Source organism: Alishewanella agri BL06 (genome assembly GCF_000272005.1).
In the GTDB taxonomy this organism is placed as follows: Bacteria; Pseudomonadota; Gammaproteobacteria; order Enterobacterales; family Alteromonadaceae; genus Alishewanella; species Alishewanella agri.
In genome coordinates this window covers 40,758-53,727 of the sequence record NZ_AKKU01000001.1, presented here as the reverse complement: position 1 = coordinate 53,727, position 12,970 = coordinate 40,758, and the positions used below count along the sequence as shown (strand labels likewise).

General features: G+C 47.9%; 13 protein-coding genes. All 13 read right to left on the bottom strand.

The genetic code is table 11. From position 1 onward, the window contains the following. Nucleotides 1-35: 35 nt before the first annotated feature. The 13 genes from AGRI_RS00250 to flgB all read right to left on the bottom strand — a co-directional run bounded on the left by AGRI_RS00250 (nt 36) and on the right by flgB (nt 12,903). Nucleotides 36-860: a flagellin N-terminal helical domain-containing protein gene (locus AGRI_RS00250; RefSeq protein ID WP_008983032.1), complete on the bottom strand. Its 825-nt coding sequence runs from the start codon at nt 858-860 to the stop codon at nt 36-38. A 196-nt stretch (nt 861-1,056) separates the two neighbouring features. Then, nucleotides 1,057-1,884 (bottom strand): flagellin N-terminal helical domain-containing protein, encoded by an 828-nt coding sequence (locus AGRI_RS00245; protein WP_008983031.1) that lies wholly within the window; start codon nt 1,882-1,884, stop codon nt 1,057-1,059. A gap of 174 nt (nt 1,885-2,058) precedes the next feature. Beyond that, complete coding sequence (gene flgL / locus AGRI_RS00240; RefSeq protein WP_008983030.1) at nt 2,059-3,282, bottom strand: flagellar hook-associated protein FlgL; 1,224 nt, start codon at nt 3,280-3,282, stop codon at nt 2,059-2,061. 4 nt (nt 3,283-3,286) lie between these two features. Continuing rightward, nucleotides 3,287-5,338, bottom strand: a complete 2,052-nt coding sequence (gene flgK, locus AGRI_RS00235) for a flagellar hook-associated protein FlgK (RefSeq protein WP_008983029.1) — start codon at nt 5,336-5,338, stop codon at nt 3,287-3,289. Nucleotides 5,339-5,367: 29 nt separating this feature from the next. Continuing rightward, a complete protein-coding gene (gene flgJ, locus AGRI_RS00230; RefSeq protein ID WP_008983028.1) occupies nt 5,368-6,492 on the bottom strand; it encodes a flagellar assembly peptidoglycan hydrolase FlgJ in 1,125 nt (374 codons plus the stop codon). Nucleotide 6,493: 1 nt separating this feature from the next. Continuing rightward, the gene (locus AGRI_RS00225; protein ID WP_008983027.1) at nt 6,494-7,588 is read right to left on the bottom strand and encodes a flagellar basal body P-ring protein FlgI; all 1,095 of its coding nucleotides are present in this window, start codon (nt 7,586-7,588) and stop codon (nt 6,494-6,496) included. Nucleotides 7,589-7,597: 9 nt separating this feature from the next. Further along, entirely contained in the window at nt 7,598-8,269 is a 672-nt protein-coding gene (gene flgH / locus AGRI_RS00220; RefSeq protein WP_008983026.1) for a flagellar basal body L-ring protein FlgH, read from the bottom strand. Between the two features lie 10 nt (nt 8,270-8,279). Further along, nucleotides 8,280-9,068 carry a flagellar basal-body rod protein FlgG gene (flgG, locus tag AGRI_RS00215; protein ID WP_008983025.1) on the bottom strand — a complete coding sequence of 263 codons (789 nt, stop codon included), beginning with the start codon at nt 9,066-9,068 and terminating at the stop codon, nt 8,280-8,282. A gap of 70 nt (nt 9,069-9,138) precedes the next feature. After that, nucleotides 9,139-9,885 (bottom strand): flagellar basal-body rod protein FlgF, encoded by a 747-nt coding sequence (flgF, locus tag AGRI_RS00210; RefSeq protein WP_008983024.1) that lies wholly within the window; start codon nt 9,883-9,885, stop codon nt 9,139-9,141. A gap of 170 nt (nt 9,886-10,055) precedes the next feature. Then, entirely contained in the window at nt 10,056-11,357 is a 1,302-nt protein-coding gene (gene flgE, locus AGRI_RS00205; protein ID WP_008983023.1) for a flagellar hook protein FlgE, read from the bottom strand. A gap of 25 nt (nt 11,358-11,382) precedes the next feature. Beyond that, nucleotides 11,383-12,066: a flagellar hook assembly protein FlgD gene (locus AGRI_RS00200; protein ID WP_008983022.1), complete on the bottom strand. Its 684-nt coding sequence runs from the start codon at nt 12,064-12,066 to the stop codon at nt 11,383-11,385. Between the two features lie 10 nt (nt 12,067-12,076). Beyond that, nucleotides 12,077-12,499 carry a flagellar basal body rod protein FlgC gene (gene flgC / locus AGRI_RS00195; protein ID WP_008949728.1) on the bottom strand — a complete coding sequence of 141 codons (423 nt, stop codon included), beginning with the start codon at nt 12,497-12,499 and terminating at the stop codon, nt 12,077-12,079. 2 nt (nt 12,500-12,501) lie between these two features. After that, nucleotides 12,502-12,903, bottom strand: a complete 402-nt coding sequence (gene flgB, locus AGRI_RS00190; protein WP_008949729.1) for a flagellar basal body rod protein FlgB — start codon at nt 12,901-12,903, stop codon at nt 12,502-12,504. Between the last annotated feature and the right edge of the window lie 67 nt (nt 12,904-12,970).

The following is a 12,970-nucleotide window of genomic DNA, read 5'->3' as shown; positions in this document are numbered from 1 at the left end:
AAGCCACCATCAGGCGGCCCATTACACTATCCCGGTTACTGCAGTAAACTCAGAGCAGCCTGCGGCCGCTGGTTGGCCTGCGCCAATACAGTGGTACTGGTTTGCTGCAGGATCTGCGTGCGGGTCAGCTCCGCCGTTTCCTTCGCAAAGTCGGTATCACGAATTCGGCTGCGAGCACCCGAAACGTTTTCAGAAATATTTGTTAAGTTGCGGATAGTCGCCTGAAACCGGTTTTGAATTGCACCTAAATCTGCACGTGTGCCATCTATAACACCTATTGCCGTGTCAATCAGTGCCAACGCACCAGACGCGCCTCCTACAGACGATACGCTTAATGCACTTAAACCAAGCGCATTTGTGCCGTATCCACCGGCACGTGATAATTTAATTTCAATGTTTTGACCTGCATTTGCACCGACCAAAAACTTCGCTGAGAAGCCTCCAGACAGCAAGTTTGTAACACCGAATTGAGTGGTAGAAGCTACACGACTAATTTCTGCTTTTAACTGAGTAACCTCTTTCTGTAACGCAGCGCGATCTGTAGAACTGTTAATACCATTCTGAGACTGGATAGCCAGTGTACGAATGCGCTGCAGCGAGTTGGTAATTTCTTCCATCGCGCCTTCAGCAACCTGGGCCAATGAAATACCATCGTTGGCATTACGGGCGGCCTGATCCAGACCATTGATCTGGCTAGTTAAGCGGTTAGAGATTTGTAAGCCTGCGGCATCATCTGCCGCGCTGTTAATCCGAAAACCTGATGATAAGCGTTTAAACGCTGTATCCAGCGAATTTCCTGAATTGAACAGCTGGCGCTGAGCATTTAGTGATGAAGTATTGGTATTGACATACAAAGCCATCTTAACTCTCCTGCTACCTAATTAAACACTAGCAGCAGTCGCCGTAATTGACGATGTTGCTATACTTTTGTGTTAACTATGTATCGGAAAAAAAAGAGAATACTTTAGTTAATTTATAAAAACAGTGCTTAATTATTAATTTCACCTCTAAAATAAAAAAGCCGCAATAAAGCGGCCTTTTATCCGGATGTTTTTACTAGCCTTGCAGCAAGCTCAATGCTGCCTGTGGCCGCTGGTTAGCCTGCGCCAGCACGGTGGTGCTGGTTTGTTGCAGGATCTGTGTACGGGTAAGTTCGGCTGTTTCTTTGGCAAAATCGGTATCGCGAATGCGGCTACGGGCACCTGCCACGTTTTCTGAGATGTTGGTCAGGTTACGGATAGTGGCCTGAAAGCGGTTTTGGATTGCACCCAAATCAGCACGAGTGCCATCTATAACACCAATTGCTGTATCAATAAGTGCCAGTGCTCCAGATGCACCACCGACAGAGGATACACTAAGTGCACTTAATCCCAGAGCGTTGGTGCCATAACCCCCAGTACGAGACAACTTAATATCAATATTTTGTCCTGCATTCGCACCTACTAAGAATGTAGCGGAAAAGCCACCAGCTAAAAGATTCTGTGTTCCAAACTGGGTTGTAGACGCTACACGGCTGATTTCCAGTTTCAGCTGTGTCACTTCTTTTTGCAGTGCAGCACGGTCTGTCGAGCTGTTAATACCGTTTTGCGATTGAATCGCCAGGGTGCGAATGCGCTGCAGTGAATTGGTAATTTCATCCATTGCACCTTCAGCAACCTGCGCCAGTGAGATACCATCGTTGGCATTACGGGCTGCCTGATCCAGGCCATTGATCTGGCTGGTTAAACGGTTAGAGATCTGTAAACCAGCCGCATCGTCAGCAGCACTGTTAATCCGGAAACCGGATGATAACCGTTTGAATGCTGTATCTAACGCGTTACCTGAGTTGAATAACTGGCGCTGAGCATTCAGTGATGAGGTGTTAGTGTTTACAAATAAAGCCATGATGTTTTCCTCGCTTTTTAATCTATTAGGGCAATTTAGACTACGTATTGCCTGTTTCTTGCCGTGTTAATTATTTATCGGCGCGGAGCGGGGAAGCTTTAGAGTTTTTCTGCTTGATTTTTTTATCTTGATATTCAGAAAGTTAAAAGCAGGCGTTATGCCTGCTTTACCTTATTAGCGGATATAGTCGAATAATGTTGTCGCATTCACTTTCTGAAAGGTTTGTGATGCAGCCTGTAGCGCCACTTCCTGACGCTTGATTTCTGTTAAAGCCGCAGCCAGATCGACTTCGGAGATATCGGCTTTGTATTGCTGGTTGCTAATTAACAGATCCGCATTAGTGTTAAACACACTGTCCACGACATTTAACCGCCCCCCAAGATTTGCCAGAGAACCATCAACATTACTCGAGGTGCTTGCAATTTCTTGCAAAGTATCAGCCAGAACAACCGAGAGTTCATCTGATGTGGCGTTGGGGTCATTCAAAATATCAATATAACGCTGTATGGTGTTGAGAACGTTAGTTTGCTCTGGTGGTGGTAATGTAAAATCTACCTGAGTTGGAAGTGTAGTGGCGGCATCCAAGTTAAAAGTTAAACCATTAAAGCTGATTGGTTGTCCGGCAGTATAACTACCAGTAACAGGGGGATTAACCGCTGTACTGTTTCGTAGTAACTGGTACGAACCCCCTGCGTCAATCTGCAAACTAAACTGGTTATTTAGTGGATTCAGACTGTCGAAATTTGCTCGGTAAAAACTATCAAAGGTCGTTTGATTCGAAACGTTGAGATTCGCCCCAGCAGGCGCAAGCGTAACCTGAGGTTGAAAACGCTTGAAGACACTTTCAAATATTGCTTTGCCACTATCGTTACCAGGCAAACTAATTGACTGTGATATTTGCAGGGCGCGATTACCGTCATCACCTTTAAACTCGAATACGCCAGTCACGGGGTCGCGTTCATATGCAGGTGTTTTATCCTGATATCCCGCGAAAATATAGCTGCCGTCAGCTGCGCGGGTATTCATTAAATCAAACAACTCAGTTTGGATATTTCTTAATTCAAAGGCTATCGCTTTACGTTGCTCCGCACCATAAGTACCATTGCCAGATGCAATAGTCAGGGTAAGCACACGATCGTAAGACGTACGCATGCTGGTCAAGACAGTTTCCTGTAATGCCAGATTGTTCTTCAACAGAATACTATTTGTCTGGTACTGATCGATTTGGGTTTTATTTTGATCCAGGCTGAGCACTTTGGCGGCGCCTGCCGGATCGTCAGCCGGAGACAAGATACGGGTTTGTTTACTCAACTGCGATTCTGCTTTCGTCATCCGTTGCTGGGCATTCAGAATACCATTCAGGCTTTGATTAAATTGCATATTAAAGGTTAAGCGCATGATATTACCTCACTGCCTGTAACAGGGTGTCGAACACAGTTTGTGATGTTGCCAAAATTTTGGCAGCAGCGGCATAGCTTTGCTGAAAGCGCACTAAATCTGCTGCCTCCTCGTCAAGATTCACACCAGACAATGACTCATACCACAAGGTTGTTTGCTCTAAAATTGCGGCATTAGCTTCATCTGCTGTGCGCGCTTGCCGGGTCCGTTCCCCAATATTACCCACCATAGTTGCGTAACTTTGGTTCAGACTATATTGATTAACAGCTGCGCCAAAGGGTTCCGGATTACGTCTGACCAAAGAAGCGTTCTGTAGTGCTGAGAGCTCTAAACCATTACGATTATCATTAAAGCCATTCTCATTAAAAGCGATAGTAAAGGTATCTCCTGCCCGTGGCACGCCGGTGATACTAAAATCAAAACCTAAAGTGTCTTTTAACGATGGTGAACCAACACTATTTTCTAATACGTTATTAAAGTTATTACTGCTAAAACGCGCCTCACCCAAGGTCACCCCGTTGATATCCGTAATACTAAAAACGAACCTGTCGTTATCAGCGCTGTCCTGCCCCTGAAAAGTCACGGTATAGGGGCCATCAACTAACGATGAACTGGTAAAGGCAGAGCTGCCTGGGTCGGTAGAAAATATTTTTACGCCTTCAATCCGGCCATTACCCAGATTCGCAGCAGTGAAATCACCACGCAGCGGACCAGCCAATGCAACGTCTTCGGCGCGATTAGTCGCCATTTGCATTGAACGCGCAGCAGCATTGAGCGGCTTAAGCACGAAGCGATCGCCTGCTACAGCAGCGTCAACTTGTAATTGTAATCCATATAAATCACCGTCTGCCACATCAGCAGAATTAAACACGCCCGGAATACCAGTTGGGCTATTGATATTCTTTGCGTTAGCGGTAATCGGATTGCCCATATCATCCAGTGGTGTTAAACGAATATTGTTGGCATCGATAACTTCAAGTAAAAAATCATTTGGTGGCAGCTTTCCAGACTCGCCCGGTTCTATCGACACTGAAACTCTGGCATTCGCCGAATTGGTGCTAAATGACAATCCTTGTGCGGCCGGCAGGCGGAATAAATCCTGACCTATGGTACCGTTTAACGTTAAACCCAGCTTATTCTGTGTGTTCATGCTATCTGCCAAAGTCAAAGCCAGCTGCCCAAGCTGACGTTGAACCGGGTTCACCACTTGCAAGCGGTAATCCGTTAAGGCTCCGATTTTGCCACCAACACCTTTCGCATCCAGCTCTATCCGGACATCATTATTGGATTGTAACGTGAGCTGAATCACACGGTCGTTCGGATCTGGCTCCCCGCGAAGTGAAAACAGATTGAACTCGCCACGCTCTACCACCAACGCCTGACCACTGGCCATAAATACCAGCTTTTCGCCACTATTAGAATTGACCGTTTGAATATCAACGTATTCGGCTAACTTTAAAATTGCGCTATCACGCCGATCCAGAAGATCCAAAGGAACTGGCCGGCTACTGCTGCTGCCGTAAGACACAATATCGTTGTTGTAGGTAGCAATTTGACTAATTAAGTCATTGACCTCACTCACATTGGCATCTAATTGTTGATTAAGAAACTGCTCCTGATCCGCAATCAGGGTCGACATACTTTTAAACTGATCCAACAGCGACTGACTAGTACCGATGACCAATTGCCGGTTAGACAACTGCGTCGGGTCATTATTTGCGGTTTGAATTTGTTGGAACAGATTATTCATGCCGGTCGCAATACTATTGGCAGCATTTGAAAATAAAGCATCTAGCCGGTTGGCTTCAGCCAGATATTGCGAGCTATAAGCAGCATTAGTGGTATCACGCCGCAATTGTTTTTGGGTAAACTCATTTACCAAACGTTCGGTAGTGCCCTGCCCAACCCCTAAGCCGAATTGCTCAGCAACAAAGGTCGTGCGCTGACGCACATAACCAGGTGTATTAATATTGGCAATGTTGTTACCTGTGGTATTGAGTAACCGGCTATTCGCCAACACTGCTGTTTTACCAATACTTAATAAACTATCTGCCATTAATTGCTCCGCCCACCACTGGGTATTGGCTACTCATCGGCTGCTGCCGCAAAATCTTGAGTACTTTCTAACTCGGCCCGAACCTGCTCAAAGGCAGTACTACGGTAAACCGACATGATTTTTTGCGCATAATTAGGATCTGTCGCATAACCGGCAGCTTGCAGTTCACTGAAATACGCCGCCGGTTCGGCTGCCGCAGCTACGGCCTGCTGGTAACGCAGACTGTTGGCAATAAATTCAGTATAGTCTCTTAAGCTATCTTCCGGCGAGGTATAGGCGCGGAATTTTGCCTGCTCTTTGCGCGCCACGCCCTGGCGGTATTCCAGCGTGTCGACCACCGCCGTGTCGCCCTGCCAGTTGCGGCTGGCTTTAATACCGAACAAATTAAAACTGTTGTCACCATTGGCAGTTTTAATCATCCGTTTACCCCAACCCGTCTCCAGTGCAGCCTGAGCAATCAGTGCCAAAGGATCTAAACCCAGGGCTCCTGCTGCTTTGCGGGCGGCAGGTAATAAACTTTTAATAAAGGCAACTGGCGAGTCAACCTGCCATGGTGCAGGGCTTGTTTGCGTTTTGGCTAAATCCGGTGTCGTCGTTTGTTGCACGGCGCTCTGGGCCGCTTTTTCCCGTTGCTGTTGTAACTTTTCCAGCAGCGGTGTCAACACCGAGGCGTCACGCCGACCAGGTTGGATCACCCCTGCCTGCACCAGCTGCTGGGCAGATTGGGCCTGTAATAGTGCCATTTCCGGCTGTTCGTTAAACTGTTGTGCTTGTGGCATGGCAAGCTCGCGATTTTGCTCGCCCGGCAGTAGTAACGCTGCCGCTTGCTGACGATTTTTAGCCGCGGCAGTCGGATCCAGTTGCTGGACTAAAATATCTGCCAGCCCCAAGCTACCTTTTTGGGCTAAATCGGTTGCCATCTGATTATCATGCATATCCCGATAAAATTCGGTGGTCTGGCTATTCATTAAACCTTCGGCTTCAAAGGCTTTGTTTGCCTGGCGCATGCTTTTCAGCAACATATTAAAGAAAATGGCTTCAAACTGCTCCGCCGCCTGACGTAAGGCGCCTTGCTCATCCTTTTTTGACGCTGAGCGGATCTGCTGCAAACTTTGCAGATCATGGTAGGAATGCTGCAGTTTGGCGCCGTTCATCTTAGATCACCACCAGCTCACCATGGATAGCACCCGCTTCTTTTAACGCTTCCAGGATGGCCATCAGATCGCCTGGGGCGGCACCAACTGCATTTACAGTACGCACTAAATCATCCAGGGTGACACCGGGATCAAACTTAAACATCCGCGAGTTTTCCGGGCTAACGTTGATAATACTGTCTTGCACAATAGCTGTATCACCGCCAGCCAGAGGGTTGGGTTGCGAGACTTGTGGATTTTCCTCAATGGTCACAGTTAAACCACCGTGCGTTACTGCAGCGGGGAATAACCGCACGTCTTTGCCAATGACAATGGTACCGGTACGGGAGTTAATAATAATTTTCGCGGACTGATCCGCAGGTTGGAACGTCAGATTCTCCAGTGTTGATAAATAAGATACGCGCTGACTGATATCGCGTGGTGCCCGCACCTGCACAGAAGAGGCGTCCAGCGAGAAGGCTGTTTCCGGTCCCATAAAGCCATTAATGGTTTCCGCCAGCCGTTTGGCCGTAGTAAAATCCGGCCGCTTTAGATTAAAGGTAATAAAATCGCCTTTAGCAAAGGGCGACTCAACTTCACGCTCTACCACAGCGCCGTTGGGGATGCGGCCTACTGTCGGCGTATTGACCAGGATCCGTGAACCATCTAACCCTTCAGCACCCAAGCCACTAACAATTAAACTGCCCTGCGCTACTGCATACACATTACCGTCTAAACCGGTTAAGAAAGTTTGCAGTAAAGTTCCGCCGCGTAAGCTCTTCGCACTGCCGACTGAAGACACCGTAATATCAATAGTCTGGCCTGGCTTGGCAAAGGCCGGTAGCTCAGCGTGAATGGCCACTGCTGCCACATTTTTTATCTGGGTGCGGGTGCCGGCAGGTAAATTAATACCAAAGTTTGCCAGCATGGTACGAAAGCTTTGTTCTGTAAAAGGGCTTTGCTCGCCGGTACCTGGTAACCCGACCACTAGACCATAGCCGACCAGCTGGTTCGAACGAACCCCTTCGATATCGGCGACATCTTTAATCCGCGCAGCATCGGCGGTGACACTGATTAGCGCCAGCAACAGACCGACAAGCAAGAATCTACTACGCATTATGTGCTCCTAGAATGGCCACAAGGGGCCATTAAAAAACCGTGCTAACCAGCCAGGTGATTGACCATGATGGTGGGCACCGGTACCACTGTACTCAATTCGCGCATTGGCAATCTTGGTTGACTCGACAGTGTTATTCACATCGACATCTTGTGGCCGGATCACCCCGGTTAAACGGATATATTCTTTCCCGGTGTTCAGCGTTAACCATTTTTCACCGCGGATCACCAGATTACCGTTCGATAATACCTGCAATACATTGACCGAAATGTCACCGACCAGGCTGTTGCTCTGATCTGCCTTAGCATCGCCCTTAAAATCCTGGGTACTACCCGCGCCAAACTGCAATACATTGCCACCAATAGACGCATTGCGTCCGGCGATATTCAATGGCTCAAAGGCCACATTGCTATCTTTCTGCGTTTCAGTTTTCGCTTTTTTTGACGCCTGAGTTTTTTCACGCAGTACCACGGTAATAATGTCACCTTCATGGCGCGCTTTATTATCGGAATACAAGCTGTTTGAATGCGTTTGAGTAAACAACGAACCCGTCTTCAGCACCGGCCGTGGTGCTGGCTCGGGCGGTAAAGGCGCAAAATACGGGTCGTCGGGCATTGCCTCACGGGTCGAGGCGCAAGCTGTGAGTAAACTAAACAGCAAGACTAACGATAACGTACGCATCAATGCCTCCTTAAAGCTGCTGAATGACATAACCCAGCATCTGATCGACGGTAGAGATCACTTTGGAGTTCATCTCATACACCCGCTGACTTTCAATCAGACTAACCAACTCTTCCGTGACATTAACGTTAGAGGTTTCCAGCGCCCCCTGCACAATAATGCCCAGCCCCTCCAGGCCCGGAATACCTTGTACTGGATCGCCACTGGCCGGCGTTTCTTTAAACAGGTTCTGGCCTATCGGTTCAAGGCCAGCCGGGTTAATAAAGTTGGTTACCGTCAACTGGCCCAGTACCGCATTTTCGACCTGCCCGGCTAAGCGCACAGACACTTCACCATCTTGCGAAACCATGATGGAAGTCGCGTCCGGCGGAATCACAATATTCGGTTGCACCTGATAGCCGGCTCCGGAGGTGACCATATTGCCATCACCGTCTACCGTAAATTGACCATTACGGGTGTAAGAAATGGTGCCATCCGGCATTAATACTTCATAAAAACCATGGCCCTGAATCATTAGGTCCAAACTGTTTTCGGTGGTAATCATATTGCCCTGGGTAAAGCTTTTTTGTGTCGCGACCACCTTGGTACCGGCACCAATCATTAATCCGTTAGGCAGTTCCGAGTTTTGTGAAGAACGGCCACCTGGCTGATTAATATTTTGATAAAGCAAATCCTCGAAAATCGCCCGGCTTTTCTTAAAGCCGACGGTGCTGGCGTTAGCCAGGTTATTCGAGATCACCGAAATATCACGCTGTTTGGCGTCTAAACCTGTTTTGCTAATCCATAAAGCCGGATGCATTTGAACCTCCCGGGCCTGAGCCCTTTGAACCGAATGATTAAGGCGGTTACCTCAATCGCTAAAACCTGACTTAACCGATAATCCGCAGCAGCTGGTTTTGTTGCTGATCCATTTGCTCAGCCTGCTTCATCATTTTCACCTGCAACTCAAACTGTCGTTGTAAGCTAATCATGCTGGTCATCTCGCCAATGGCATTGACGTTACTGCCTTCATAGGCACCATGCAGCAAGCTGACTTCGGCACTGACTTCAGCTAGCTGGCCATCTTTACGCCGGAATAAACCATCATTACCTTTTTCAATTTCCGTATAAGGTGGCTTAACTAATTTAATTCGCCCGACCTGTTCCATTACGTTGGCCGGAGCGCCCTGTACTCTGGCGCTCACCGTACCGTCCTGACCAATCTCCATTTTGGCAAGCGGTACCGGCAACTGGATTGGGCCGTCATCGCCGAGCACTGGCAAACCGCTGGCGGTTAACAGCATGCCGGTTGGGCTTAATTGCATATTGCCGGCGCGGGTATAGGCTTCATTACCGTCTTTATCCTGAACTGCAAACCAACCGTCGCCCTGAATCGCCATATCCAGCTCACGTTCAGTAATAATCAGCGCACCGCTGTCAAAGTTTTGACCAGGTCGTTCGGTCATCGAAAATACCCGGGTTGGTAAACCTGCGCCAAAAGCCTGCATCGCGCGAGCCTGCTCAAAATCGGCTTTAAAGCCTACTGTACCGGTATTTGCCAGGTTGTTAGCTCTGACACTGATACCATGCATATTTTCTTTGGCACCGCTCATGGCGATATAAAGCAAACGATCCATCAGCAACCTCGTGTAAAGGAATTGACTCTTGGCAAGATACTAAGCAAGGAAAGTGCCAGATTAATTAATCCGGGCAGCAGAACTACAAGTTGGAGAGAATGAATTGCCTGCAAAAGCAAATACAAAAAGCCACGCTGTTACAGCGTGGCTTTTTAAACAGAAACATCGGATTACCGGATCTGCAGAATCGTTTGCTGTAACGAGCTATTGACTTCCAGCGCTCTGGAGTTGGCCTGGAAGTTACGCTGGGCACTGATTAAATCCACTAGCTCCGTAGTCAGGTTAACGTTTGATTGTTCTAACGCTGAGCTTTGAACACTACCAAAGGTACCGGTATTAGGCTCACCCGCCAGCGGTTCGCCCGATGCTAAACTCGCCCGCCACGACGTATTCCCTGACTGACTTAACCCCTGTGGATTGGCAAAGCGCACCATTGATACCTGAGATAAATACTGCTGATCGCCGTTAGAATAGGTCGCCATAATCTTGCCGCTGGCATCAATATCCAAACCAGTTAAACGACCGACAGTAGTACCATTCTGACTTAAAGTACCCACTTCAAAATTTGATGCATATTGCGTTGGCCGTCTGGTCCCAGCCTCATCGCGGAAACGAATACCGAAGTCGTTGGCTGGATCACCGAAACTCGCCCCGTTAGTAAGCAGGCCGTTTAGCACGCCCACCGGCACTAATGCATCATCAAATAAGCCAGAACCGTCATTGTTCGAGCCAGCCGGTAAACCAGCGGATGTAAACTCTAACGAAGTCAAAGGTGCTATAGGTAAGGGATCTCCATCAAAAGCACCGTACACATCCCACTCATTGGATGTATTTTTCACAAAGTAAATACTTAAAATATGTGCCTGTCCCAGACTGTCGTATATGGTAGTCGAGGTGGTACTGTTATAACTGGCTCGATTTTCAAGATCAAAAGTAGCGACTGTCGGTGGCAGAGCTCTTGAATCCAGATTCATACTTAAAAACACATCCCGCGTTGCACTGGGTGCCCCGGCGGTGGTTGGAATTTGAATCGGGTTAGTGGTACTTAAACTGACCGAAGTGGTAGAGCCACTTTCAGTATCTACCGGATACCCCTGCAAGAAATTGCCGTTGTTATCGACAATAAAGTTGTTACTGTCCAGCTTAAATGCACCGGCGCGGGTATAAGAATAGTCCCGCGAGCCGACTTCAGAAGCGGTAACAAAAAAACCATCACCGGTAATCGCTAAATCCAGTGAGTTATTGGTAAATTGCAGCGCACCTTGCTGGAACTGCTGGGCAACCGCAGCGGTCCGCACACCATCACCCACTTTGGTTTTTGCTGATTGGAAAACTGATGATGCATACACATCAGCAAACTCGGCACGCGACTCTTTAAAGCCGGTGGTATTCACGTTTGCGATATTATTGGCCGTGGTATCTAAATCTTTCTGCGCAGCAGCAATGCCGCTTAATGCAATTTGAAAACTCATATGTCACCTCACCTTAAGCGGTTATTTAACTGTAAGAAACTTCTAACACATCAGCCAATTTGACTGATCCCAAACCAATCAGATTAAGCATAATGCCATTACCATTGTTGCCCATGCTGACGCTGGAAACCGGGGTGTAGACCTGCACGGGCACGGTTTCGGTTTTACCGTTGGCACTAACTTCCACCTTGATATTGTAAAGTCCGGGTGGCATTGCTTCACCATCACCATCGGTACCATCCCAAACAAACTCGTTCTTACCCAGTTGTGGATTATCCACACTAAAGGTATTCACTAATTCGCCATTGGGTTTGGTAATAATCACTTTCATATTGTCGGCCACGGTATCGACGTTAATCTGACCACGCGATAACGAATCGCCGGTAAAAACTAACTGGTCTGACTGCGTCAACACACTGCGTCCAACTAGCGACGACGCCTGCAGTGCCTGGTTAGAGCTCATGCTTTGCGCCAGACTGGTAAAGTTTTCATTTAACTTTGAAATACCATCGGCCATGGTAAAGTTGGTCATCTGCGCAATCATCTGATCATTCTCAACCGGCTTGGTCGGATCCTGAAATGCCAGTTGCTGGGTTAACAAAGCAAAAAAATCAGATTGGGTTAAAGCACCATTATTCTTGTCTGGTACCTTGTTTTTGTTGTCCCAGTACATCCCATCCAGTGCAGAATTATTATTAACGGTCGTCATCAGTTAGTCCTTAAGAGCTCTGCCCTAAGCGTAGAGTGCGCATTAACATTTGCTTGGCAGCATCGGCAGTTTGCACATTGGTTTCGTAAGAGCGTGATGCCGAGATCATGTTGGCCATCTCTTCCATAATATTGACGTTAGGCTTGTAGACATAGCCGTTTTCATCTGCCAGCGGATGATTGGGCGCATACTCCACCACCGGTGGCGCCTCTGACTCGACAATACCCAGCACTTTTACGCCGCTACCGGCATCTTGTTGCCGCTTTGCCTCGGACAGTTCTGCCGCAAATACCGGATGCCGGCCTTTATAAACCTGATCAATACTACTACTGACGCTATTAGCATTCGCAATATTACTGGCGGTGGTATTCATTCGTACCGACTGCGCAGTCATGCCTGAGCCGGCAATATCAAACACTTTAAATAAGCTCATAATTATTGTCCTGTACCTGTGATAGCTTTTTTCAGGCCACTGATTCGGCTATTCAGAAACTGTAAACTGGTTTGATACTCAATGGCATTTTGCATCATGGCATTACGCTCGCGATGCATATCGACGCTGTTGCCGTCGCCAGTATCGGGTTGATCCGGGTTACGAAACTTCACTTCCTGCCGGACTTCAGTAGAAATATGAAAATGCCCTTCATGGGTTCGGCTTACCGGCCGCGCCTGACGGGACTGCGCATTATTCAGTGCTTGTTGAAAATCGAGCTCTTTGGCTTTGTAGCCGGGGGTATCGGCATTGGCGATATTCTCAGACAGAACCTGGGCACGGCGATCACGGATCAGCAGTGCTTGCTGGTGCATGCCAAATGCTTTGTCAAAACTGATAGCCATTTTTTTGCCACCTTAAGTTGAACACTCAACCAGGCAATGCAAAGAGCAGGCCAAAAATTAGTGAAGT

Bases quoted from the DNA above. Each gene is read 5' to 3' on its own strand.
- AGRI_RS00250 (WP_008983032.1), bottom strand. From the start codon at position 860: ATGGCTTTGTATGTCAATACCAATACTTCATCACTAAATGCTCAGCGC.
- AGRI_RS00245 (WP_008983031.1), bottom strand. From the start codon at position 1,884: ATGGCTTTATTTGTAAACACTAACACCTCATCACTGAATGCTCAGCGC.
- flgL (WP_008983030.1), bottom strand. From the start codon at position 3,282: ATGCGCTTAACCTTTAATATGCAATTTAATCAAAGCCTGAATGGTATT.
- flgK (WP_008983029.1), bottom strand. From the start codon at position 5,338: ATGGCAGATAGTTTATTAAGTATTGGTAAAACAGCAGTGTTGGCGAAT.
- flgJ (WP_008983028.1), bottom strand. From the start codon at position 6,492: ATGAACGGCGCCAAACTGCAGCATTCCTACCATGATCTGCAAAGTTTG.
- AGRI_RS00225 (WP_008983027.1), bottom strand. From the start codon at position 7,588: ATGCGTAGTAGATTCTTGCTTGTCGGTCTGTTGCTGGCGCTAATCAGT.
- flgH (WP_008983026.1), bottom strand. From the start codon at position 8,269: ATGCGTACGTTATCGTTAGTCTTGCTGTTTAGTTTACTCACAGCTTGC.
- flgG (WP_008983025.1), bottom strand. From the start codon at position 9,068: ATGCATCCGGCTTTATGGATTAGCAAAACAGGTTTAGACGCCAAACAG.
- flgF (WP_008983024.1), bottom strand. From the start codon at position 9,885: ATGGATCGTTTGCTTTATATCGCCATGAGCGGTGCCAAAGAAAATATG.
- flgE (WP_008983023.1), bottom strand. From the start codon at position 11,357: ATGAGTTTTCAAATTGCATTAAGCGGCATTGCTGCTGCGCAGAAAGAT.
- AGRI_RS00200 (WP_008983022.1), bottom strand. From the start codon at position 12,066: ATGACGACCGTTAATAATAATTCTGCACTGGATGGGATGTACTGGGAC.
- flgC (WP_008949728.1), bottom strand. From the start codon at position 12,499: ATGAGCTTATTTAAAGTGTTTGATATTGCCGGCTCAGGCATGACTGCG.
- flgB (WP_008949729.1), bottom strand. From the start codon at position 12,903: ATGGCTATCAGTTTTGACAAAGCATTTGGCATGCACCAGCAAGCACTG.